The sequence below is a fragment of the Paenibacillus athensensis genome (assembly GCF_004514475.2).
Lineage (GTDB): Bacteria > Bacillota > Bacilli > Paenibacillales > NBRC-103111 > Paenibacillus_AL > Paenibacillus_AL athensensis.
This window is the reverse complement of the sequence record NZ_MYFO02000015.1, coordinates 84006-106921: the sequence shown is the minus strand read 5'-3', so window position 1 is coordinate 106921 and position 22916 is coordinate 84006. Positions and strand designations below refer to the sequence as shown.

Below are 22916 nucleotides of genomic sequence, written 5' to 3'. Positions count from 1 at the left end.
AATATTTTCTAAAAAAGTTATTTTTCCCAAATACCTGCATACGACGCAGCTAATTTGAACGAAACAGGAGGAACAGGCATGAAACACGAGGTACTACAGCATATGTATCGCATTGTCGATGACCATTTCCAAGAAAAAGCCTTAAATGATATGTTGAAATCCTTCATCGCAGAAATTGAGCCCAAAAACAAAGCTTGGTCAGATATTGTATTATGTACCCACTATATGCTGGGTGGGGACTCTCCTGAGATTTACAGATTTGCGGCCGCGACGGAGCTGGTTATCTTATCATCAGATATTTTGGATGACCTGCAGGATCAAGACCAAATAAACAAGCCTTGGATGCAATGCTCCCATGCGACCGCCTTAAACGCAGTTTTAGCATTTTTCGTTGGGTTTATCGGAGAGCTCGGAGAACACGCTATACACGCAAAAACGTTCTCGGAAATTAGCAAAATCATAGCGAGATCAATTAATGGACAACATAAGGATTTGTACAATACGACATCGACCGTAGAGGATTATTTAACCGTAACTCGCGAAAAATCCGGCTCCATCTTCAAGCTCGCTTGTTTTATGGGGTGCTTTTCCTTGGAATGCTCGAAGGAGCTGCTTGAGCAAATTAATGACTTGGCTGATTGTATTGGCATTATTCATCAGGTTCAAAGTGATATCAACGACTTGCTTCAATATCGGCTTAAAAGTGATCTGCATTTAAAAAGACGTACCCTTCCGGCCATCTATCTGCTTTCCACGAATAGCAATCCCTACAATCCATTACGCGAATTTTATAAAGGTAATCTTCCCTTGGAGCATGTAATCAAAAATGAACAAGAATATATAGAGGCTGTAAATAGCTCCGGCTGTATGGAGTATGCTCAGGTTGTTCAAGCCGTCTGCATTCAAACCGCCGAAGACATTTGGAGGAAGCTACAGGTACGATCCCCCTGGAAGGAGCGCTTCAGGGAGATCACCTATGCATCGTTTATTCGCTAGTCATATAATCCCTTTTTTCTTTGCCAGCTTGGCTCCCTTTTCAATGCCTTCTCCTTCTGCACCGAGCTTCCTTAATATTTTACTGATATGATTTTCCAAGGTTTTCTCGACAATACTATGCTCTCGCTGTTCATTGTACCTTGCAAGCAATTCGCGACGAGGATATTGATAAGCAAGAGCTAATATTTCTTTCTCGATTTTTGTAAAACTGTTTTTTTGATTTTCTACAACCATGAGCTTTAGTTTAAGATGGCCCATTACTCTGGAGACCAATTCATACTTCGTGAAAGGCTTTGTCAAATAATCATTCCCACCAGCCTCAAAGCCTGCTGCAAAATCGTCCGGTGTGTTTTTGGCTGTAAGAAAGATGACAGGTAGCTCCTCCTTTTTGTAGGCTTTACGAATTTTTTTACAAGTCTCAAAGCCCGACATTCGCGGCATCATGACATCGAGCAAGATCAAGTCAATCGATTCATTTTCAATCAGGCTTAGCGCTTCAAAGCCATCACGCGCAACCACGATGCTCCAGTTTTGCATGGCCAAATAATTGACGATGACTTGTAAATTAACTGGGTCGTCATCGACTGCGAGAATACGAATCGTTGCGTTTGGCTTGTTTTCGCTCGCTACTGCCCATTCATCCTGCCCGGCAGCTATGTCCACATGGTCCGCAATTGCCGTATGAGCGGGTATAGCTGCTATAGGTAACGTGATAACAAATTTCGATCCTTGGCCTACAGCAGACTCAACTTGTATCGAGCCATTATGAAGCTGTATCAGGTACTTCGTAATGGCTAGACCTAAGCCTGTGCCTCCATACTCCCGAGAAATGGAACCATTTACTTGCTCAAAGGGTTCAAATATAGAACTGAGCTTGTCTGGAGGTATTCCAATTCCTGTGTCAGTCACGGAAATTTCGATAAACTGATCTTGTGCTTGGGCGGCAATTTCGATTTTACCTGATTCAGTAAACTTTATTGCATTACCTAAGAGATTAAATAAAATTTGTTGAATCCGATCCTCATCGCCGTTTACATATAAAGGACTTGTAATTTTATTTTCTAGTGCTACATGTTTGGCAAATATCAGTGGACGAACCATGACACATAGGTCTTCCATCAAAGTGGAGATATCGACCGGCTTTAGATTCAGCTGTATCCCACTTTGCTTTATTTTGGAAAAGTCGAGGATATTATTAACCAGTGTATTTAATCTTCTTGCATTTGAAACCACAATTTTCAGGTTTTTTCGTATCATCTCATTGAGGGAGCCGCCCAGTCCGTCGAGAATCGATTCCGTTATGCCGATAATACCGTGCAGCGGGGTCTTGAGCTCATGCGTGGTTGTTGCCAGAATATCGTCTTTTAAACGATTCATTTTTAACAATTCCTCATTGATGATCTGCTGTGCCTTGAGCTTTCTTTCATGAATTTTCAAACGGAACCGATTGTATCCCCAGAAGATGAAAGCAAGGCAAATTGCATATAACGAATATGCCCACCAGGTTTTCCAGAAAGGTAATCCTACATGAATATCAATGGCCAGCTCTTTATTGGACCAGATCCCGTCAGTATTTGTACCTTTAACCCGCAATGTATAGTTCCCCGCGCCGAGATTCGTATAGCTGGCAAACCTTCGATTACCCGAGTAAACCCAATCGCTGTCAAACCCATCTAGTTTATACGCATATTCGTTTTTTTGCGGCATTGAAAAATCGAGTGAAACAAACTCCACTGAAAATGAATTATCCCGATAGGTCAGACGTAAAGGCTCTGAGCAGCAAAATGAGTCATTGAATTTAAAAGTCTGATCTTTCGTAGCAAAGCTTATTATTCGTATCGGTGGAGCGTAGGAGCTTTCCTTAATTTCCGACGGGTAAAAAGCATTAAATCCATTGACACCGCCAAAAAACATTTCTCCACTGCTGCTGCGGTAATAAGCATTTCCATTGTATTCATTGCTTTGCAAGCCATTTCTAATATCGTAATTCCTGAATTTGTTTTGCTGTGGATCAAATTTGGAGATTCCAAGATCAGTGCTTAACCAAAGGTTCCCCTGATCGTCCGGCAATATTCCGTATACCGCATTGTTAGAGAGACCATCATCCTCAGTCCAAGCAGTAAAAGCTTGTGTTTCAACATTTAAGCGATTCAAGCCTCCACCAGCAGTTGCAACCCATAGCATTCCCTCTGCATCCTGATAAATGGAGCGAATTCGATCATGACTAATATGATTTTGAGCGGTAGTATCGCTCTTGTAAGCCACTATAGCTCCAGTTCCTGCGTCAAGCTGATACAGTCCTGTATTCGTTCCAATCCATAATCGGTCATTTCTGTCCTCGGCAAGAGCTGTAATCCATGCTGTTTGATTTAGAGTCGGGGAAGCAAGCTGGCTGAATATGGAGCGTGTTTGATCAAGTGAAAAGAGACCGTTCGTCTTCGTTCCGATCCACAATACTCCTTGCCTATCTTCAAATAGGACACGAATATTTACAAGCAAATTGCCATTACTGGAATCGTAACGATAGTGACTAAACCTCCCGGTTGTCTGGTCAAATCGATCCAGACCTGTTTGCGTTCCAATCCAGATTGCTCCGGAGGAATCCCCAAATATTTCCCAAACGCTCCCCGCACTAATGCTATCCTCATTCTCTGCATCATGCTGGTAATGCTTCACCTGCTGCCGTGATGGGTCATAGATATTCAAGCCCGCCGATGTACCCACCCAGAGCTGGTTGCTCTTATCTGTATAAAAGCTCCAAACACTATTATTATCCAGACTATTAGGGTTGGTAGGCTCGTTATAAAAATGCTCGAATTTGTCCTTCTCTTTACTGTACTTATTAATCCCCGATGAATTCGTGCCTACCCACAAAATTCCTGAGTCATCTTCATATATGGATCGTATATTATCATCGCTCAAGCTGTAGGCATTTGTAGAGTCATGCAAGTATCTGATAAACCTTTCTTCTTGAGGAAGAAACAAATTTAACCCTTGATTCGTACCGACCCACAATTTTTGCTCCCGGTCCTCATAAATATATTGCACTTGATCGTTACTCAAGCTATTCGGCTTGTTCGGATCATTTCTGAAATTTTTGAAGGTAGCTGTAGCGGGGTCGAATTGATCCAGCCCATGATCTGTTCCAAACCAGTACATTCCGCCGCTGTCCTGATAAACGAAAGCTACGTAATTATCGCTTAAACTATTGGCTCCAGTTATATTTCGATAATTGACAACCTCCTCTGTTTGAGGGTTGAATCGATCTACCCCTGCGTCTTCCGTCGCGATCCACAATAGCCCATCTCTGTCTATAAATAAATCGATAATATTGTCCGAGCTGATCCCCTTTGAATGATTCGAATCATGGTGGTAAACCTTTACCTCATCTGTTTTAGGATCAAGACGGTTCAGGCCATTATCCGTTCCAATCCATATAAATCCGTTGTTATCCTCTACGATGTGACTAATTGTATTAGAGCTAATGAGACCTTGCTGCTGCGTGTATTGCTTGAAGCTGTCATTTTTCGAATCGTATTTGTTTACCCCTCCGTTTAAGGTTCCAACCCATAGCACACCGGCTCTATCTATATAGAGGGTATTAATCCAATTATCAGAAAGCGAGTTAGGATCTTTCCTGTTCGACTTGTAAACTTGAAAACGGTAGCCATCAAATTTGTTCAGCCCATTTTGAGTAGCAAACCACAGAAAGCCTTCATGATCTTGTACAATTTTGAAAATGCTGTTCTGGGATAGGTTGTGACTCATAATATCAAAATGTTCAAATTTCATACGGTGCAAATCGCTTTGAGCCTGAACCGATTGGTGAGGGAGGATGAACAACAGGGTCATCCAACAACAGAGAAAAATAGCTCCAATTTTGCTTGTAGTAAACATGCTCAACACCTTACTCTAGGTTAAATTTGCGGGTGTGCGATTGCGAAGCTCTGGTTCGCCAGACCTCACAGCTTAGCTAAGCTGCTCTCTACAGCTTGAACAATAACCGGATGCTTTTGGGGAGCCAGCCACTTCATAACCTGAACCAGATCAGATTTGGAAATCGCTGTACAACCCGCAGTTCCTTTTCCTTGCCCGACGTGAAGGAAAATCGCGCTGCCCTTACCGGGCGTTCTGCTCGTATTATAGTTGATGACGACCGCGTAATCATATAACGAATCCTTGCGCAGCAGCGGCTCTGCAGACTTCCACCTTCCCTTGGAGGGGCCTTCCTGCCACGTATTGTACAAAGAGGATTGGGGATCATCTACCCAGTAATCATTGGCATCAGTTTGCCTGTAGGGAAGCTGTGTGCCTGGATTTTCATATTTCCCAAAGGCCTCCGTTAATGTAAACACACCCTCTGGCGATTTTTTAACCGTTTCACTCATCGCCGAAGTAAAGCCATCTTCACCGATTGTCCCATCCATAGCAGGAAATTTCTCGTACCAGACGCCATCTACCTTCTCGAAGGTTTCCACCTTTACTGCCACTTGTTTATAGTCTGCGGCCGTCACCAGAATAACCTGCTCCGCGTTGCCTATCGTTTTCAGTTTCTCAACGGGCAGCAAAGGTACATTCAACGCTGTGGTATCGCTGGGGTCAAGCGGTCTGTCGCCTAGCGTTTTATTGTCTACCTTCTCCAGCACATTCTTTATGCATTGCAGCGCTTCTGCACGTGTTAAATAATCATTTCCACGAAACCCCTGGATGGTAGCCGAGGTTTTTCCATTCACAAGCCCCAAGTTCAACAGATATTGAATCGCAAATTTTCCCGAATAATGAACCGATTGCGTAGAGGAAATGATTTCTGCCATAAATGTGCGAGTGGCCGCAGTATTTCGAGCATGGGCGAGAGGATAATTTTTATTGCTCAAATACGTATAATATTTATCCGACCAAGCCGTAGCTGAGACACTATCCGGAATGTCACCAAAGGCTCTGACAAGCAGTGAAATAAATTGTTCTTCGGTAACTGCTTCATCTGGACGAAATGTACCGTCTTCAAAACCATTTGCGATTCCGTTGAAGATCGCCCATGTAATCGTTGGATAGGCCCAATGCTTCGCACTTACATCACGAAAAGTAAACTCGGCAGCCGCATTAGATGTATGAGCCACCCAGCTTAAAAGAAATACGATGATAACCAGCTTACATATACTTACAGCCTTCATAAAATTGTCCCCTAATCCAGATAATTAATAAGTTAATCCGACCTGTTCGCAGCATCATCCTGCCCGATCCTGGCCTGTCTTCAAAACAGGTATCGTAATGATAAACCTGACTCCATCACCCTTCTGTGTTTCAAGCTGTACTTGGCCATCCAAATGCAAAATCCGGCCCTTTAATTGCTCGATTCCCTTGCCAGACATACCGATTTCCGGGGAAGCGTTCCCTTTGTCAAAGCCAACCCCGTCATCCTCGTAAATCAAGCAGAACCATTCATGGCTTTCTGTTAATGTAAATGTCACCCTAGAGGCATGGGAATGCTTTTTTGCATTGTTGAGCAATTCTTGAACCATTCGGAAAATATGCCTTTTGGTATTCAAATCCCTTTGCTCAATGGCGGGTGTCTCCTGCGCAATAAAGTCAATTTGAAACGGACTATTGCTGCGTTCCTTGTCCAGATACATTTTGATCATACTGACAAAGCCGATTTCTTGAAGTAAATAGGGATCTAGCTCGAAGCAGCTTTGCCGCAGGCTCACGTTGATCATTTCCACAAATTTAATCAAGCTTTTCAATTGTGCCTCGTCTTCCTCACTCATGAGATATTTGTCCAGGAGGGGGATGAGCTTGCCTTTTAAAAAGAATAAGTCTTGCATCGTTGTATCGTGCAGGTCGGTAGCAATACGAATACGCTCCTCCTCCTGAAGCTCAAACATGATTTTTCGGAACCACTGAATCTCTTGGGCTGTCTGCTCATTTGGAAGCTGGGAGGCTAGCTGCTGCAGCCCAGTTGTCAGCTTACGTGTCAAATAGACATTTTCCAAGCTAACTGCCAAATAACTGACAACGATATTGAGCCATTGGCGTTCCTCTTGACCCAGCAGCATATTTGACTTCTTGCGTGTCATAATCAAATAGCTCGTGTACTCCTCATGGCGGTTCACTTCTGTGGATGTATACAGAGGATGGCCTAACAAAGCCGACGATTTCATCAGTCTCTCGATTTCTTCTGGATCAATCTCACCCTCATAAATAATTTCAATATCATCTTTATAGAGAAATACAATAGCCCCTCCCATCACTTGGAGGGTTCTGACAATATCAACGAGTATACTATTTTTCAAATCGCGAAAGCTGGATATGCCCTCGCAATTTTTGGATATTCTTTTCAGTGTCGATCTGAGCATGAATTTTCTGGGGAACAGAAGCACTTCAAATTTTGTTGTCACATATTCTGCCGAATATAAAACAAATGTAACGATGACCAGCGTACCGGCAAATTGAAAAAGAATCTGCGCCCCGCTGATCCTATCAGCAAAGAATATGACATACGCTGCTGTAAACAAGCCTGCAGGCAAGATCGCAAGCACCCCCGCAAAAGCAACCCTTCGCAATATAATTCCGATATCATATAACCGATTCGAAGCGATCAGGTACACAGAAAAGAGCGGGAAAAATAAAAGGAAACAGCTTGTCAGGTTGGCATGAATGAAGTATTCGCCGGTAACCAGTAACGGGAGAAATGACAACGTAATGATCGGCAAAACGGAGACGAGTAGAGAAAACCATACGTTTTTGATAATAGCGGATAGATACAGATCGTCCTTTCGGTATTTAAAGTACACCAAAGCAAGCATAATTAGATTAATGAGAAAACCGCTGCTAAAAAATGTTAGTGTTATAAAGGAGTTATAAGGATAAATCAGAGAGGCTAGCCACGGTGCATAATACAGGAGCCTCACGGCTGAAATAAAAAGGGCCAAGGCGTATAAATAAGAAATGACCTTCCTCGGCAAATCAACGTTCACCTTTTCCTTGAAAAACAAGACAAGAAAATGGTAAAACATCACAGAGAAGGCCGTCATAAAGCCACCGATTAAAACTTTTCCGGTCGTATCTCCTCTTATGGATGCTCCGAAGCTAAACCAAATAACGGCTCCTGCTAGAAAAAACAGGGATAGCTGGCGAGCCGAGGGAGAGAGCCGCATCTTCATGAAAAGCAATATCCCAATGATCAGGCTAAACGCTCCCTCCAAAAGTGGAAGCCACACATCCATTGCCGGATTCTCTTTATCAAAAGTAATTTCGTGTTCAAAACCATTTCTAAGGACAGTAAGGCTATGCGCTTGCTCAATCGTTCTCCATTTGATAACCGAAGGAAATTCGCTTGGATTTACGCCATCGACTTGTTTGATCATATCACCAGCCTTGATATCTAACTGAACGCTAACCCCCTGGGTATCTACGTACTTGACCACCCATTGTTTATCCTGATTGAACTCCAAATCCAATCCAACATAAGGAAATTTACATGTAATGTATATGCACCAGACGAGAGCCATACAAAGAATTGAAATTCCAATCCCCGTCAAAGATTTATTTTTCATGGAAATAATTCCGTCCTTTTGATATAATTTGATATTATAGCAAACGAGAAAGAAGAAGGTGCTTATATGCTTAATATCCGGCTATCTCAGCACTTACACCATGCCATTAACGCATTGAAAAATGCCGATTCACACGAACAAATTTCCCTGCTTTCGGCTCAAATGAAATTTGCCTTGTCCAACGAAGAAAGAGAAATCATCAATAATACATTCACAAGCATAGGGAAAGAAGCGCCCAACGAACCTAAAGGACAATGGTAGAAACCAAGTATTATTTTACCAAATTACGGGATGATTGTATATTGCAATCATCCTTTTGCTATGGTGTTTGATTTTAACACACTGCTATTAGATATCATTGGTTAAAGCCTTGCGCGATTTGCGCAAGGCTTTTCATTTTATGGGCAAACGCAGGGAATTTTCATGCACAAAAATTACGCGGATATCCAGAAACATTGGAGTTACTATAAAAACATGAAATTCCAATGGGAGTTGAACTTATGAGAGATATAATAATGAATCGCTGGAGTACCTATTGCCCCTTCTTTGTTCAGGTTTCTGATAAAAAAGTGGTCGACATTATTATTACGAAGCATGCCCAAACCCGCTGGATTGAACGTGTAACTGATGAAAAATGCGAGGTAAAGGATATATGTGATTTTTTATGGCTTAAGCTGAAAAGCAAAAAATTTGAGCCCTACTACACAACGGAAGAAGAAGTATACGTCATCGATGATGATTTGCTCGTCGTTGTGAAGTTCTCTGTGATCGAAAATGAAGTGGACCTGATCGGAGGGCCGTTGCATCGAATGACGGTTCTGACCTTTCTGGGGAAAATGTCGCAATCATTAGAATTACGTGATATCAAGAGCTATTACTCTTGGCTGCGACATTCCAGAAGAATGGGACTCATAAAAAATAGTCGAAAGAAAAGGTAACACGTCTTTGGTAATCTGTATACGCATAACGACAAGTAATGGAAATCTGAGGGAGAGGTATGATGTTGAATCTTCTTTCAAATGAGAGGCTGATTGAGGTATACTTGGAGGCAGAAAAATTACAGATTGAAGAACAATTTATCGAATTACTCGGGAAAGAAATGCAGAGGAGGAAATTAAATATTTCTGAACGAGACTCTGTTGAGAAATGATACTTTGCTTCGCTCGTGATTGGCTAAAAGGTATGGGTATACGATTAACTTTTAGGCGGTGGAGGATTGCGTTTTTTTAATCTTTACGCAGATGAAGGTAAAAGAAAAAAATTTGCTCATGGAATTGAAACTGACGTCGGGGCTCCATGCGAGACTGTTAATTGCAGTGATTGTGGGCGTCAGTGGAACAAAGCTCGTGAATTCAGTAATTTAACGATTGTTTTAACAAATGACAATTATCCTGATTTTATGAGGCTTTCTGGGACTGAAAAAGTATTATCTCTAAAGGCAGCAGATATTTTGAAAATGGAGAATGTCACAGGATATTGTCTAAAGGAAATGACAACTGCTTCGCCCAAAAATACGCCTATAGACTTCCAAAAATTGCTTCGCTCAGCAGGCGAGAATATTAAAAAAATGCCCGAAAATCCTCCCAAGTATTTCTATTGGGATATTGCTGGGAATGCGGAGTTGCATGAGCAGTCAGGATTAGAGATTACTAACTGCTCAACATGCGGGTATGTTGATGTGGTAACTCCCGGTTATTCTTATGTAAAGCCTGATCATCCTAAAATTTTGGATAGAAACACGTGGGATGGAAAAGACCTTTTTCGATTAAAACATGTTAGTCGCTATTGCTGTTCTGAACGATTTTATGAGATTTACCACAAGCATCAACTAACAGGGTTGGAGTTTAGGGAAATTCCGAGTATGTAACACAAAGCTACAGTCGTGGAGATACCCCCGGCTGTAGCTTTTAACCTTGATAATTTTAATAATTTAAGGGGGGCTCCCGATGGAAGACACAATATGGATGCCGACATGGCAGAAGCTCGTCAACAAGCTGGATGAGCTTGGGTATGACCAATTAACAGAAAATGAACGAATCTGGGTTAACATTAGAGATTTAATCGACAGCTTCAACGATGGTGGACTCATTAGCTACTATTACAATCATGGTGCTGATTATTTAGAGGACATGATGGATAACTTGAAAGAATTGGGGGCAGCAAATATTCTTGAATTAGTTGTAAAACTAAATCAGCTCTTTCCAAATGGAGTCCCTCCTAAAGATATTGACGCCAGGAACGACATTATCAGTTCTTGGGAGGATGAGTCAATTGATGAGTTATTAGAAGAACTGGATAGTGAGTTTGACGAATTGGTAGGCGAATTGGAAGCAAGGTTAGTACCTGTTATTGAACAAATAATTACGCAGTAAGAAGCCAAAAATAAGCAAGCGTCTGGTCGTTGTTGCAGCCAGACGCTTGCTGCTGTTTGTTACACCTCTCCAGGCTTCGTCGTCATCAACCTATATAAATTCGTGTTGCGCGGGAAGCTGTCGGTGAAGGGCACAAGAGAGCTTCCGACCTTCATCAGTCCATTCCCTGCATCAACGTTTGTCATATAATAGAGCTGCAAATCGGAGATATTCAATAGCTCTGCAAGCTCCGTTCGGTCGGTACTGGCTTGATTCAGCATGACGATAAATTCGCTGTTCGCGAGCATGGTGCGGGCGGTGTGGCTTTGCAGCAAGTCGTCTACGTTTTGCGTAATGCCCGTACAAAAAGCGCCATACTTTCGGACGCGCTTCCAGAGCGTAAACAGAAAGTTGGCGCTATATTCGTGCTGGAACAGCAGGTAAATTTCGTCGATGAAGATGAAGGTGTTTTTGCCTTTGGCGCGATTTTGCGTGATTCGGTTCAGAATGTTATCGAGTACGACCAGCATGCCAACGGGCAGGAGCTGCTTGCCCAGGTCGAGAATGTCGTAGCAGATGAGCCGGTTGTTCACGTTGACGTTGGTCGGCCGGGCGAATGTGTTCAGACTGCCGGATGTGAACAGTTCAATCGCCAGCGCGATGTCCTGCGCTTCCGGCTCCGCTTGCTTGAGCAGCTCCGCGCGAAAATCCTGCAAGGTCGGCGGCTCGCCCTTATAGTTGCTCTGCAAATATTTGCGGTACACAGCAGCGGTGCAGCGGTCGATGAGCGATTTTTCCTTCGCCCCAAGCTGATGTCCGCCGATCAACTGCTCGCATAACGACAGCACAAATTCTGACTTCAAGATAATCGGATTCGCGCCATCGCCATAATCGCGGTTCATATCCATTGCATTGATATGGTTCGGCGACGTAGCAGAGATATGGATCGTTTCGCCACCCAGCGCGTTCACCAACTTGGAATACTCGCGTTCAGGGTCAATCAGGATAATGTCATCGTCGCTCGCGAGCATTTGGTTAATGATTTCCCGTTTGGCGGTAAAGCTTTTTCCAGAGCCAGGTACACCGAGAATGAAGCTATTACCGTTGAGCAGTTGCTTGCGATTGGCGACGATCATATTTTTGCTGATGGCGTTCTGCCCGTAGTAAATGCCGCCCGGATGCCTCACCTCCTGCGCCCGGAACGGAATGAATACGGCAGTGCTTTCCGTCGTTAGCGTTCGCAGAGCATGTACCTTCCGCAAGCCATACGGCAGCGCGGTGTTCAGCCCATCCATTTGCTGATACGTCAGTGTAGCAAACTGGCATAAATGCTTGCGGGCTATTGTGAGCAGCGTCTCCGTATCACTGTCAAGTTGTTCTTTGCTATCGGCGACATGCACCATTGTGAGCAATCCGAACATCATTCGCTGGTCGCGGGTCGTAAGGTCGCTTAAAAACTCCTTGCTCTCCCTGCGCTGCTGCTCCATGTCGTAAGGTACGACGGCTGAAAAGTTATTGTTGCGGTTTTGCCGCCGCTGCCAGTTCGTGATGTTCGTCTCCACGCCAAGCAAGCGACCTTCCACCTCGCGGACGGCCTCATCGGTAGGAATCGGAATGACATCGAGCGATAGCAGCAGATTTCGATTCAGGTCGCAAAGCTCGGCCACCATACTGTCCTTAATATAACTGGCGTATTCCCGCAGGAAGATCACACGCCCATAGTAATCCCCCATACGGAAATGGTCCTTCGCAAACTCCAATGTATTCGGGCAGATGTAATCTTTAAAATCATGCCCCTTGCGCATCGTCTCCAGCAGATCAAAGCGAAAAGCCTCCTCCTCGCCAATCCGAAAAAAATCATGAAGAATACGCAAACGGTCGGTGGTATCCAGCTCCGTGCATCGCGAGCCAAGACGGGAAAAATGCGACATCAGCTCCGTACCTACCCGCGCGAAGTAATGACGGGCTTCCTCCACGTTTTTCTTAACAACTGAAATCGTGACGTATTTCTCCTGAATGGTTCCATTCGCGCCTGAAGCCTTGCCCAGCAGCATGTCGTTATACTCCTGTCGGTATACGTCGAGATGATCCTGTCGTAATGGAATCAAAATCGAGTTTTTCACATCTGCCTGATTGAGCCGCCGGTTATGGATCGTGATCTTCGTTGTTGCGCCGCTGTCGAAGGAATTAAGTAGATCAGAATAGGAAAGGAACATCGATTCCTTATCTTCCTTGGACGCTACGGCGTAGTTGATGTCCTCGAACCGAAACGATTTGGAGAATTTATTGCCGACAGCAAAAATCCCGTCCGGCCAAATGGCGCGGATCGGGATCGCTTGTTGTACACTTTTCGGGATGACGAACGGTTCCTTGTCCTGCTTGATCGTGCGCCGAAGCGTCTTAATCATTGCGCTTCATCCTTTCTTGCCCCCGCTGCTGGATACCGCTTCGCAGCGCTTCGTAATAGATGTTCGTCGAGCGAAAGAGTAGGCGTCTTGGCATCAAAAATTCCGATTTCACATATGCCCACAGCAGTTGCTCTGCCGACATGCCGTGATAGCGGATAAAGCCAAGCGCAGCGCAAGGAGCTGCCCCCAACACGCACATCCAACTGAGCGTTTCCAAGCCGAAGTGACCGCGTAAGCCGAAGTACAGCCCAATCGCCACGATGACTGCCAAAAGCGAAAAAAAGGACTGTCGCAAGGACAGTCCAAAGAATAAGCTTTCCGTATAATCCCGGATTTCCCGGTTAATTTTCACTTCCATTTCCAATCCTCCTGCTTATGTGTACTTTCAGACTGCCGCTCGCTCTAAGCCTCTGGTGTATTCGAGGTTAACATTGCCTTTTTAAAAACTTCAACCACGTTGTCGCCGGATGAAAAAGGATCGGTGAGCAGCGCAAATGCCAGTTGTGCTCCGTCCCGCAATCCCTGAACATATAATCGTTCATTCTCCAAAGCCTGCGTGAATTGAAACTTGCCCTCCCAGTCCATAAAGGCTTGCAGCTGAAGGTTGTCCATGCTTGAAAACAGGGCACGAAAAGCGGCATTTTCTTCATCGTGGCATGGATTCATCTCATGCTGTTGTTCGCCCCGTTCTGAAACGTGATCCAAGCGCTGCTGAATGGCATCTTGAAGCCATAACGGAAATTCCATCAATATCTCCTCCTTGTACGAGTACGCTTTATCGCAAGTAGCAACTCGGCTGGCGCTAGACTCAATAAACGAATCACCGGGCAGCCGCGGTGCATGTTGAGAGCGACATCTTGGATTGCCTGACAAGAAGTGGCTCTTCCATTTTAATGCGATAATCGGTTTATTTCATTTTAATGCGATAATAGCATTAAAACAACGATGTCCTCACGTACAATGGGGCTTGTAAAGTGAGGTGCGTACTCATGAAGCATCGAAAAGAACCACCGGGTGATAAAAATATTATCGGAACCCGCGTAATTGCTCTCCGCAAGGCGAAGAAGATGAAGCAGAAGGAATTTCTCGCCAGATTGCAAACGGCCGGACTCGATATCAGCCCTACCAGCCTATCGCGTCTGGAAGGGCAATACCGGCTTGTCCAAGACTATGAGGTTGTGGCCATTGCCAAAGCGCTGGAGGTGTCCGTTCAGGAATTGTTAGGCGAAGCGTCGGAGTGAGCCTACGTTCCTTGTTTCGACCCTAGCTCGATGGGTCAGAAGAATGCCATCGCTACAGCCCCAGCATTTCCCGCACGACGCGATCCGCCATCTTCACCGTGCCGACAAGAACGAGCATGTTAAAAATCAATTCCCCAATATAGGTCCATACCATTGTCACCGCGCCCACGCTCTCATCCACTGCCGGAGGCGCGGTGGCAAAGGCGGAGTAAATGATGCAGGCGAGCACGATCACGGCCCCTTCCAAACAAGCCGCTGCATACCCTTTGATAAAGGATTTGCCGATGCTTTGACTTGGCTCCCCGGCAAAGCTGGACAGTGGAACAGGGGCAATCGCCGTATACAAATAAATGCGGAAGAAGCGCCCGTACACCGAGAGAATCATCACAAACGACAGCACCGTAATAAACAGACTGCCGAGCAGCGTGACGACCCACAGCGGGATACTTTGCCAGAAGCTAACGTCTTCAATAGCTTTGGCGATGGAGCTTGGCAAGCTCATCGTCTCCATCGAACCGAGCCCGGAGCGTCCCATCATGGTGGAGATGATGCCCTGAACAATCGTAAACAGCGCCATCATCAATTCCAGTCCGTAGGTGACGACCGCTTTCGCCAGCACGAAACGGATAAACAGCTTGATCGCCAGTTCAGGTCGCTTCATCTCGGCAAAGCTTCCGGTTGTCTTCACCACCCCGATCACAAAAAACAATACCAGCAGTGCCAGCCCCGTTGCTTGCAAGGCGCCGTGAATATCGGTGATGACATGCCAGACGCCACCACCCTTGAAATCAGCCGGAGATTGGGTCACGAGCTGCCAAATTTCATTCATCTTGTCGTTCCACGTATCCAGGGCGTTTTCGAGATTGTCGATAATCCAGCTAGTATCGGACATTTTGCAGGCTCACCTCCTTCGCTAGAAAGGGGACGGCCAACGGCACAGCCTATCCCCCCTGACCTTTTGCATCACCTTCGTTTAACCAGTGATCAGGTTCAGAATTTCCTTCGTAAACGTAATGATGACCCCGCCTGCGAGCGTCAAGAAGCCGTTGGCCCGTTGCGACGGATCGTGCGACTTGAGCGACAGACCAATCTGCACGATGCCGAAGCCGAGAATAATCATCCCGATAGCCCGAATGAGACCGAAGATAAATGCGGACAAGTTATTAATCGTTGCCATTGGATCGCCCTCGGCGTAGGCAGTGGCGGTGAATACGGTTCCCATCAGTACCAGCACGATGTACAGCGCCAGCATCCGTTTCATTTTGAAATTCAAAGCGATCATTCCCTTCGCAAAAGTTGGCTCTCCAGTTCTTCTTCCGACAGCAATTCGTACTCCCCATGCTCATGGAGCCAAACCGATTGCCAATCCAAGGCGTGCTCGGCCCCGCCGTGCTGATAAGGCGAACCGCTGCCGTCGGTGGTGAACGCCACATGCGGATGCCGGAGCAGATTGTATTTGTCGTCCTGCACCGGGCGCTCACCGCGAATAAAGAGCAGCGCATAGCGATTGTCGAGCAGCCGCACCTCATCTGGTGTAAGCAGCTCGCGGCCAGCTTGCTGGTAATTGATCGAATAGCTGCCGCTGCGTCCCTTACTTTGACCGTAGGTGTTCGTGTCAATCGTCTCTTTGCCGAGCAGCTCGGAGACGTATTTGTGCGTGGATTGCTCATTGCCACCAAGGTATAAAAACGTGTCGCAGTTGCCGACGATGGACTCCCATTCGTCCTTGTACAGTGCTTTGAGCTGCGCCAGATTTTGCAGGATAATGGAAACGGAAATTTCACGGCTGCGCATCGTAGAGAGCAGCTTATCAAACTCTGACGGCAATGCACAGTTGGCGAATTCATCCATAACGAAGTGAACATGGACGGGTAGCCGTCCGCCGTGACGATAATCCGCCTCATACATTAGGCACTGGAACAACTGCGTGTACAGCATCCCAACGATGAAATTGAAGCTGCTGTCGTTATCGGGAATGACGGCGAACAGCGCCGTTTTCTTTGTGCCCATCGTCGGCAGCTCCATTTCATCGACCAGGCTCATCCCGGCAATCGTGTGCAGGTTGAATTTCTCCAATCGCACGCCGAGACCGATCAAAATGGATTTGGCTGTTTTGCCCGCTGCGAGCTTGAAAATGTTGTACTGCTTGACCGCCAAATGCTCCGGGTCGCGCATCGCCAGCCGTTCAAACAGCTCGTCAAGCGGGCTTTGGTACGTCTCGTCTTCTTCACGCACTTCGGCGGCGGCAATCATCTCCATCACCATCGGGAAATTTTGCTCCTCCGGCGGCGCTTCGTAGAGCAAATACAAGATGAGCGCTTCGAGCAGCGCCGTTTCGGAGCGTTCCCAGAACGGGTCGTTCGTGTTGCTGCCCTTGGGTGTGGTGTTGCGAATGAGGTTGGTGACCAGCTTCAACACGTCCTTGTCGTCCTGCAAATAGGCGAACGGGTTATAGCCGTAGGAACGGTGCGGATTGATTAAGTCCAGAACCTTGATGTCGTAGCCCTTGGCTTTGAGTAGATGTCCCGTATCGCGCAAAATTTCACCCTTCGGGTCGAGGACGACAAACGACGTATGCGCCTGCATGACGTTGGGCTTGGCATAAAAGCGCGTTTTTCCCGCACCGGAGCCGCCTACGACAAGTACGTTCAGGTTTCGTCGATGCTTGCGCCCGTCGAGACCGATGCGGACGTGATCGGTTAATATTTTGTTTTGCTCCGGCGGCTTGCTCTGGTACTTGGCGTTGATCTGCTTCGCTCGCCCCCAGCGGGCGCTGCCGTGCTCCTCTCGACGGCGATAGTTGCGCGGGGAGGAAAGGTAGATGCCAATACCGAGCGCATAAGCAAGCATGAAGATGAACAAGCAGCGCGGCGTATCACTCACCCAACGAATATAGAACGGGTGATGAATCGCCACGCTAAGCTGCTGAAGCATGGCCGGTAGCCCGCCGGACAGGGAGGGTGCGGTCAGCAGCGCCGCCCATACGACGAAAATGAACAAAACCGCAAAGAGCAGTCCATCGCTCCTTGCGGTTTCAACGCGCCTCATGATTCCCTCGGCGTTTATGGCTATGGTATGGAGCATGAATCGCTTTGAGCAGCAGATCGTCTACAGCGTCGGTGGGACGCTGCTCGCCGATCAGATCATTGCGCAGCGTGTTGAGCGCACGCACCACGATGCCGTGCTCGTAGTGATCCAGGCTGAGAATCCGTTCTTCCCGCATAGGCATTCCCTCCTGTGAAGGTCATTCAGGCGTTTCTACCTTGCTTTGTCTGACCGACTCGGTTGCCGCTGTTGCTGCTGTGCCAGCACCCGATTCATTCGGCGAGCGATCTCATGCGCGGCCTCCTTCATGGTCGCCAGTTCGGCGCGAATTTGCTGCGGCTCCTTGTCCTTCAGCTTTTCCGGCGCACGTTGAAAACGAAAGGACGAGGTTTGAACGCCCAACTGCTTGCTCAACATGTACGACGCACAGTACGCATGGAAGGCGTATGCGGAACGACTGTAGCCGTTATCGCCGCGCTCCAGCTCGGCATGAGCCAGCTCCTGAGCGAGTGAACGGAAAATATCCCCGGCGTCCATGCCGCGGCGGATGACAATGCTGTGCGTATCCGGCTGGTAGAGCGCCTGCACGTCGGGCGGCAGCGTATCGCTCATCGCAATCGGAACAGGGGAGCGCTCCATAAGTGCCTTGATGCGTGTTCGGTCATCCAGCGGCAGCGGCTGTTCCCGTTTCTGGCTGGCGGTTGTCTGGGCGATGTCGAACATCTTTTTCGGATTGTAGCTGATGCCCTTCGTGCCGTCTTCTCGCTGATATTCCTCGCCCGGCTCCAGAATGTAAAAGCCGGTCTCCTTGCGCCGAATGTATACGCCCTGTTCCTTCCATGCCTCGAAGTCGGCAATACGCGTCGCATCCGGACGTTGGGTGAGAATCAGCAGCGCATTGGAGACACTGTAGCGGTCAAAGCGGCTTTGCACGTCCAAATACTGCTGGAACTGCTGGCCGCTTTGAGCGATGGCGGTTGTGGCAGCATCGACCGTATCATACGTCCATTGCCGCAGCTCCTGCTTCTTCTGCGCCCAGGCATCCTTATCGAAGGGTTGCTCGGAAGTATTCGTACCAGAGCGGCCTGTCGCTTCTTGGCGAAACAGATCATCAAAATTGCTCATTTGGCGTTACCCCGCTTTCTTGCAGATTTTGGCTTGTTCGTTTTCGTCCGGCTGTTCTTCGCTGGAGCCGCCTTCGTGCTTGCAGCCTGACGCGCGCTCCGTTTCGGTAGCGACGGCTCCTTGTCCAGTTGACGGCGTTCCTTGTTCGCTTTGCGGTTTTCCTCCCGAATTTCCCGAAGCAGTTCGCGAATCGACGGGCGCTGGGGCGCTTGGTGCTGCTGGAATTCAGTCGTAGTACCCCTTGCGGATGCCGCGTTGCGCTCGGAGATAGGCTCGGACGGAGGAGGGAGCTCCATCGTTGCCTTCATGGGGGCTTTGTTGTCGCTCATCTGGGTCGCTGGGGGCGTCGGTTCGTCCGGCTGCTGCGCGAGTTGTATCGGTTCGGGCTGCTGTTCCGTTTGCGCTGCTTCGGGGCTGCCCATCAGTTCGTCCAAAAAATCGTCCACGCTCTTTTCCGATGGTGTACCCTTGCCCGTGGCGTCTTGCTCCCATGTTGACCCCGATTCGGGTTGTTGCGTTTGCTCCGCTGCTTGTTCATCGGCTCGCTTCTCAGCGCGTGTTTTTTCGATCTCGCTCTGAATGCTCGCCGTATCGACCGTTGCCAGCTTGAAGCGCTCGACGATGCGATTAATTTTTGCTGCGTCCTCGGCTCGCACCATTACGTCGCACAAGCCGTCTACGTGGTTCTTGTCCCGCAGCGCGCAATACAGAACGCCGTAGCGCTTTGCTTCTTTGCAGAAGGTGGGGAGGTCTTCATTTTTGACCGCGAACACCTTCAACTCCTTGCCGCTGCGAAGCAGGTTCTCCAAACGAATGCTACCCTTTGTCCGTTTCTGCCCCTGCAGGGCGGCAAACAAATAGACAGCCAAATGTTTAGCGCCTTCGCCGGAAATTTTAGCCATAACCTCAATGCCCCGCAGGCTCATGCTTACTACCTGATCGGCCGCTTCGGCTCCACTGCTCATGGCGGGTGTTCTCCTTTCGGGTTGGATTGTGCTGCTGGCTTACTTGAAGCTTCTGACTCATTTCAACGGAACGGGCAAGGATGCCCGCACACAGCCTCACCTCCTTTCTTAGCCCGGAAATGCGCCGCGACAGCTCGGCAATTTGCGTCTTGCACGCCTCGATCCGAGCGGCGTCGTTCGCGCGGCGGATGCGATTGTAAAGCATCTTGCGCTCGCCACAAAGCTGATGGATCTGTTGATCTGTAGCCGACGCAAACGCTAAAAGCTGCTCTTTGCTCGAAATACGATGCAGACAAAGCAGCTTCGTCTGTGCCGTGATGATTGCCATATGCCGCAAATCCTCCCGCAATAAAAAAGGCGTCCTTCTGGAGGACGCGCGACGAGCTGGCCATATGCCCAGTTGATATAAATAGCGAATGTACAATGCCTGTAGCCCGCTAAACCGCTTGGTAGATTTGAGCTTCCCCTTACAGATAACAGGTCTGCGTCGTGACTTCGGAGAGGACGGAGGACGATGGGGGATACGATTTCGCAAAATACGCTGCTTGAGTGCTTCTTCGGTATAGGCGTCCCCCAGGCTGCGCAAGCGAACAAAGCGCTGCTTGCCGGGAGGACGTACCGCCAAATGCTTGACGTTTGGTTTCACCTCGTAACCTTGCTTCTGCAACGTAGCGATAAACTGCGTCCACGTCATGGAAGCGGCTAACGCCTGATCCACATCGGTACGGATGAGTCCCCGCCATGTCGGTTTGTTCTCCTGATCGGCCTTCCACTCGCCATAGTGTCTGGCCTTACCCGGTTCAGGATGTTCGATCACCGACAGCGCATGCTCGTGGCACAGCCGGTCTGACGTTTGCCGCAGCCGGGCGTAGGACGCTTTGTTGTCGTAGTAGCGTTTGCCGTCCAGAAAAGAAACAGAGTTCAGCACGAAATGATTGTGCAAATGCTGCTTGTCCAAGTGGGTCGAGACGATCACCTCGAAACGCTCGCCCCATAATTCCTGAGCCAGCTTCATGCCGATGGCATGTGCTATTTCCGGCGTTGCCTCACCCGGCGCGAACGCTTGGTACGCATGAAACGCCACAATGCCAGCCGTTTTCTGAAATTGCCGTTTCGTCCGCTGCATCTGCTCGTAGGCGGTCAGCGGGTCACAGTTAATGCCGCCCACGTACAACTGCTTTTCCGTTTTGTCGCTGTCTCTCGTGTAGGCCAGCACCTGTTGCAAGCTTTGCTGCTGCGTTCGATTCATCGCGGTTTTTTCAGGATTGGCGGCGTAGTCAATGACGCGCTTTAATCGATCCGTCACATCCCAAATCGCCGTCGTTGCCATGCGTCACACCTCCTTCGTCTACGGCGGATGTGCCTCGGGATTTGTGGAATTAGGCTTGGCTATGCGTTCCGGAGAAGTCACCGCCTGCTGGATATCTTGTATCGCACGGCGTAGCTGGTCGGCCTCCTGTTGAAACATCATCCGATCCAGATGGCCGGTTGCATGGGCCTTCGCTGCAAGTTGATTCAGGTTGTTGCCGATGGCATAAAGCTGGCGCATCATGGCGTAATAATCCGGTGGTGGCATCGTTTTCGGAAGATAGCCGTTAATCAGAGATCGGATATAACCTTCCTGTGAAAGTCCCGATTTCTTCGAACTTGCCTGAAGTCTTGCGTTTTCATCAGCGTTCACCCATACCTGAATACGAATCGGTCGTCTTCTCATCATGTTCACTTCCTTAGTCCGAATAAAACGTTAAATGGCTTCAATCGTTTCTGAAACAACCGAACCGATCATTTTTAACACCTATTTTCTTGATATAACAGCATGCTGTTAGACAGGGGTATTAGGGGCTTGCCCCTAACAAGCCGAATTTGGGAGACCAAATTCAGTGCTTGCTGCAACGCGAGACAGTAGTCTCGCATTGCCCCTGAAAGGAACCGACCGAGAAAAAAGAGAGGCGGCCCAAACTAAAAAAGACGCCGATCCCTCAGCGTCTTCCTGTAATCCATATTTTATTGGACCTCCGATTCAGGCTATCAACGTTCTCTGTCATCAATCCTCCGCCGGAAATTGGAAAAAACCGTCGGGTGATCCAATCGCGTCGAGTCATCCGGCGCTTGTTGCTCCGCCTCCAAAAGTGCCTTTTCGACCTACTCTTGACACTCGTTTGTTTCCTTCTCCTCCACGTTTATCCCTCCATCAAGATCAGAATTAAGCTTGCTTCACTCTTATTTTGCACGGGAGCGGGGAAGTTGTTCCTTTTACCGGGAGCGCTCTCTATGCGGGTTCCGGCGGCTCATCAGCTCATCGTTTACATCTTTGCCATGTGTGGGCGGCTCATCAGAAATGGAAAGGGCAGGGGCCAAGATTCTCTGTATCGTCGCTGCTGCCAATCGCCCCGGCTCATCATTGTCCAGGTGCAGCACAAGCCGACTCAACTGCGGAAAGTTCCGCAAGTATTCCGTGAGAGCAGCAGGCAACAAGCTTTGTTCCTGAACCGCCTTGGAGCCGAAGATTCCGGCCAGCGAAAGCTTATGGTTCTGCTTCCAGTTCCGACCAGCCAAACTCTCCAGTGTACAGTAAGATAAAAGATCAATGGCGCTCTCAAACAAGTGAAGCTCTGTGCTGTTTTCCAATGCAGGTATGGAGAACGAATACCGCTTGTCGCTGCCGGTGGCTTCCCCCATATATCGGGTGCTTGTCGTACCGCGTATCGCCGCATAACGGGGAAGTCCTTGGGGATCAAATCCGACGAATACCGCGTTGTGGTAACGGCGGCTTTCATACAACCTGCTCGTTTCAAGGCAGTAGTCGATTAACGTTCGATGAATTCCACGCTTGCTGAGATAGGCAATGACACGATTAGCGTTATCGTATGGTTCGGGAAGCTCAAATTGTGCCGACGATGGGCGTTGTTGATAGGGTTGGGAAACCGCGGGCATGCTGCTGGAATCAATGCCCTCAATCAGAATCACTGCATCAGGAAATGACATGCCACGCACCTTAATGAGGTAATCCAGTGCCGTGCGTCCGCCGATCCCTCGTGACCACCAGTACCATTTGCCGTTGGAGATTTTAAGGCTGTCGTGCGTTTGGGTCGCGTAAACATTGCGAGAGCAACGAACTAACTCCGCAGGCTCAACCATTTGCAGATAGGTCAACAAATCCACGCTTTTAGCGCGTTCGATCTGCTCCTTGCTAACATAGCTCATGACAGCAGCTCCCTTCAAAGAATGCAAA

At 47.9% G+C, this 22916-nt stretch carries 22 protein-coding genes; 7 read left to right on the top strand and 15 right to left on the bottom strand.

Annotated elements, in window-relative coordinates:
* The first annotated feature begins 78 nt into the window (after window positions 1-78).
* Window positions 79-996 (top strand): polyprenyl synthetase family protein, encoded by a 918-nt coding sequence (locus B5M42_RS21420; protein ID WP_134753685.1) that lies wholly within the window; start codon window positions 79-81, stop codon window positions 994-996.
* Here B5M42_RS21420 and B5M42_RS21415 read toward each other — a convergent pair whose 3' ends face one another.
* From B5M42_RS21415 to B5M42_RS21405, 3 genes are all read right to left on the bottom strand, one after another.
* Complete coding sequence (locus B5M42_RS21415) at window positions 997-4893, bottom strand: hybrid sensor histidine kinase/response regulator (RefSeq protein WP_134753683.1); 3897 nt, start codon at window positions 4891-4893, stop codon at window positions 997-999.
* Between the two features lie 65 nt (window positions 4894-4958).
* Window positions 4959-6167, bottom strand: coding sequence for an S-layer homology domain-containing protein (locus B5M42_RS21410; RefSeq protein ID WP_134753681.1), 1209 nt, complete (start codon window positions 6165-6167; stop codon window positions 4959-4961).
* Window positions 6168-6221: 54 nt separating this feature from the next.
* Complete coding sequence (locus tag B5M42_RS21405; protein WP_134753679.1) at window positions 6222-8549, bottom strand: ATP-binding protein; 2328 nt, start codon at window positions 8547-8549, stop codon at window positions 6222-6224.
* A gap of 66 nt (window positions 8550-8615) precedes the next feature.
* Between B5M42_RS21405 and B5M42_RS21400 the strand changes: the two genes are divergently transcribed.
* The 5 genes from B5M42_RS21400 to B5M42_RS21380 all read left to right on the top strand — a co-directional run bounded on the left by B5M42_RS21400 (window position 8616) and on the right by B5M42_RS21380 (window position 10921).
* On the top strand, window positions 8616-8810 hold the full coding sequence (locus B5M42_RS21400) for a hypothetical protein (RefSeq protein ID WP_134753677.1): 195 nt from the start codon (window positions 8616-8618) through the stop codon (window positions 8808-8810).
* A gap of 239 nt (window positions 8811-9049) precedes the next feature.
* Window positions 9050-9487: a hypothetical protein gene (locus B5M42_RS21395; protein WP_134753676.1), complete on the top strand. Its 438-nt coding sequence runs from the start codon at window positions 9050-9052 to the stop codon at window positions 9485-9487.
* Between the two features lie 59 nt (window positions 9488-9546).
* Window positions 9547-9699: a sporulation histidine kinase inhibitor Sda gene (gene sda, locus B5M42_RS21390; protein WP_230633111.1), complete on the top strand. Its 153-nt coding sequence runs from the start codon at window positions 9547-9549 to the stop codon at window positions 9697-9699.
* Window positions 9700-9765: 66 nt separating this feature from the next.
* On the top strand, window positions 9766-10416 hold the full coding sequence (locus B5M42_RS21385; RefSeq protein ID WP_134753674.1) for a hypothetical protein: 651 nt from the start codon (window positions 9766-9768) through the stop codon (window positions 10414-10416).
* A 79-nt stretch (window positions 10417-10495) separates the two neighbouring features.
* Window positions 10496-10921 (top strand): DMP19 family protein, encoded by a 426-nt coding sequence (locus tag B5M42_RS21380; RefSeq protein WP_134753672.1) that lies wholly within the window; start codon window positions 10496-10498, stop codon window positions 10919-10921.
* A 59-nt stretch (window positions 10922-10980) separates the two neighbouring features.
* On the opposite strand, the gene B5M42_RS21375 is transcribed toward B5M42_RS21380, so the two are convergent.
* The 3 genes from B5M42_RS21375 to B5M42_RS21365 are packed head-to-tail and all read right to left on the bottom strand — an operon-like array spanning window position 10981 to window position 14055.
* Entirely contained in the window at window positions 10981-13308 is a 2328-nt protein-coding gene (locus tag B5M42_RS21375; RefSeq protein ID WP_134753670.1) for a VirB4-like conjugal transfer ATPase, CD1110 family, read from the bottom strand.
* A complete protein-coding gene (locus B5M42_RS21370) occupies window positions 13301-13666 on the bottom strand; it encodes a PrgI family protein (RefSeq protein ID WP_134753668.1) in 366 nt (121 codons plus the stop codon). Before B5M42_RS21370 ends, B5M42_RS21375 begins: the two co-directional genes overlap by 8 nt.
* A gap of 44 nt (window positions 13667-13710) precedes the next feature.
* Complete coding sequence (locus tag B5M42_RS21365; protein WP_134753666.1) at window positions 13711-14055, bottom strand: hypothetical protein; 345 nt, start codon at window positions 14053-14055, stop codon at window positions 13711-13713.
* A gap of 242 nt (window positions 14056-14297) precedes the next feature.
* On the opposite strand from B5M42_RS21365, the gene B5M42_RS21360 reads away from it, so the two are divergent.
* Window positions 14298-14549 (top strand): helix-turn-helix domain-containing protein, encoded by a 252-nt coding sequence (locus B5M42_RS21360; protein WP_134753664.1) that lies wholly within the window; start codon window positions 14298-14300, stop codon window positions 14547-14549.
* Between the two features lie 52 nt (window positions 14550-14601).
* Here the strand turns inward: B5M42_RS21360 and B5M42_RS21355 are convergent, their stop codons facing one another.
* The 9 genes from B5M42_RS21355 to B5M42_RS21315 all read right to left on the bottom strand — a co-directional run bounded on the left by B5M42_RS21355 (window position 14602) and on the right by B5M42_RS21315 (window position 22888).
* The gene (locus tag B5M42_RS21355) at window positions 14602-15441 is read right to left on the bottom strand and encodes a hypothetical protein (protein WP_134753662.1); all 840 of its coding nucleotides are present in this window, start codon (window positions 15439-15441) and stop codon (window positions 14602-14604) included.
* A gap of 81 nt (window positions 15442-15522) precedes the next feature.
* The gene (locus B5M42_RS21350; RefSeq protein ID WP_456238744.1) at window positions 15523-15822 is read right to left on the bottom strand and encodes a glutamyl-tRNA amidotransferase; all 300 of its coding nucleotides are present in this window, start codon (window positions 15820-15822) and stop codon (window positions 15523-15525) included.
* A gap of 5 nt (window positions 15823-15827) precedes the next feature.
* Window positions 15828-17597 carry a VirD4-like conjugal transfer protein, CD1115 family gene (locus B5M42_RS21345; RefSeq protein ID WP_134753660.1) on the bottom strand — a complete coding sequence of 590 codons (1770 nt, stop codon included), beginning with the start codon at window positions 17595-17597 and terminating at the stop codon, window positions 15828-15830.
* The gene (locus B5M42_RS21340; protein ID WP_134753658.1) at window positions 17584-17772 is read right to left on the bottom strand and encodes a hypothetical protein; all 189 of its coding nucleotides are present in this window, start codon (window positions 17770-17772) and stop codon (window positions 17584-17586) included. The genes B5M42_RS21345 and B5M42_RS21340 overlap by 14 nt, the downstream gene beginning before the upstream one ends.
* Window positions 17773-17807: 35 nt before the next feature.
* Entirely contained in the window at window positions 17808-18719 is a 912-nt protein-coding gene (locus B5M42_RS21335) for a hypothetical protein (RefSeq protein ID WP_134753656.1), read from the bottom strand.
* Complete coding sequence (locus B5M42_RS21330) at window positions 18716-19588, bottom strand: PcfB family protein (protein WP_230633109.1); 873 nt, start codon at window positions 19586-19588, stop codon at window positions 18716-18718. The genes B5M42_RS21335 and B5M42_RS21330 overlap by 4 nt, the downstream gene beginning before the upstream one ends.
* Window positions 19589-19625: 37 nt before the next feature.
* The gene (locus B5M42_RS21325; RefSeq protein ID WP_134753652.1) at window positions 19626-21014 is read right to left on the bottom strand and encodes a relaxase/mobilization nuclease domain-containing protein; all 1389 of its coding nucleotides are present in this window, start codon (window positions 21012-21014) and stop codon (window positions 19626-19628) included.
* Window positions 21015-21032: 18 nt separating this feature from the next.
* Entirely contained in the window at window positions 21033-21401 is a 369-nt protein-coding gene (locus B5M42_RS21320; RefSeq protein WP_230633107.1) for a plasmid mobilization protein, read from the bottom strand.
* 536 nt (window positions 21402-21937) lie between these two features.
* Complete coding sequence (locus B5M42_RS21315) at window positions 21938-22888, bottom strand: DUF3991 and TOPRIM domain-containing protein (protein ID WP_134753650.1); 951 nt, start codon at window positions 22886-22888, stop codon at window positions 21938-21940.
* Window positions 22889-22916: the final 28 nt, after the last annotated feature.

Excerpts from the sequence above, each read along its gene's own strand:
- B5M42_RS21420 (WP_134753685.1), top strand. The coding sequence starts at position 79 with ATGAAACACGAGGTACTACAGCATATGTATCGCATTGTCGATGACCAT.
- B5M42_RS21415 (WP_134753683.1), bottom strand. The coding sequence starts at position 4,893 with ATGTTTACTACAAGCAAAATTGGAGCTATTTTTCTCTGTTGTTGGATG.
- B5M42_RS21410 (WP_134753681.1), bottom strand. The coding sequence starts at position 6,167 with ATGAAGGCTGTAAGTATATGTAAGCTGGTTATCATCGTATTTCTTTTA.
- B5M42_RS21405 (WP_134753679.1), bottom strand. The coding sequence starts at position 8,549 with ATGAAAAATAAATCTTTGACGGGGATTGGAATTTCAATTCTTTGTATG.
- B5M42_RS21400 (WP_134753677.1), top strand. The coding sequence starts at position 8,616 with ATGCTTAATATCCGGCTATCTCAGCACTTACACCATGCCATTAACGCA.
- B5M42_RS21395 (WP_134753676.1), top strand. The coding sequence starts at position 9,050 with ATGAGAGATATAATAATGAATCGCTGGAGTACCTATTGCCCCTTCTTT.
- sda (WP_230633111.1), top strand. The coding sequence starts at position 9,547 with ATGATGTTGAATCTTCTTTCAAATGAGAGGCTGATTGAGGTATACTTG.
- B5M42_RS21380 (WP_134753672.1), top strand. The coding sequence starts at position 10,496 with ATGGAAGACACAATATGGATGCCGACATGGCAGAAGCTCGTCAACAAG.
- B5M42_RS21375 (WP_134753670.1), bottom strand. The coding sequence starts at position 13,308 with ATGATTAAGACGCTTCGGCGCACGATCAAGCAGGACAAGGAACCGTTC.
- B5M42_RS21370 (WP_134753668.1), bottom strand. The coding sequence starts at position 13,666 with ATGGAAGTGAAAATTAACCGGGAAATCCGGGATTATACGGAAAGCTTA.
- B5M42_RS21365 (WP_134753666.1), bottom strand. The coding sequence starts at position 14,055 with ATGGAATTTCCGTTATGGCTTCAAGATGCCATTCAGCAGCGCTTGGAT.
- B5M42_RS21360 (WP_134753664.1), top strand. The coding sequence starts at position 14,298 with ATGAAGCATCGAAAAGAACCACCGGGTGATAAAAATATTATCGGAACC.
- B5M42_RS21355 (WP_134753662.1), bottom strand. The coding sequence starts at position 15,441 with ATGTCCGATACTAGCTGGATTATCGACAATCTCGAAAACGCCCTGGAT.
- B5M42_RS21345 (WP_134753660.1), bottom strand. The coding sequence starts at position 17,597 with ATGAGGCGCGTTGAAACCGCAAGGAGCGATGGACTGCTCTTTGCGGTT.
- B5M42_RS21340 (WP_134753658.1), bottom strand. The coding sequence starts at position 17,772 with ATGCGGGAAGAACGGATTCTCAGCCTGGATCACTACGAGCACGGCATC.
- B5M42_RS21335 (WP_134753656.1), bottom strand. The coding sequence starts at position 18,719 with ATGAGCAATTTTGATGATCTGTTTCGCCAAGAAGCGACAGGCCGCTCT.
- B5M42_RS21325 (WP_134753652.1), bottom strand. The coding sequence starts at position 21,014 with ATGGCAACGACGGCGATTTGGGATGTGACGGATCGATTAAAGCGCGTC.
- B5M42_RS21320 (WP_230633107.1), bottom strand. The coding sequence starts at position 21,401 with ATGATGAGAAGACGACCGATTCGTATTCAGGTATGGGTGAACGCTGAT.
- B5M42_RS21315 (WP_134753650.1), bottom strand. The coding sequence starts at position 22,888 with ATGAGCTATGTTAGCAAGGAGCAGATCGAACGCGCTAAAAGCGTGGAT.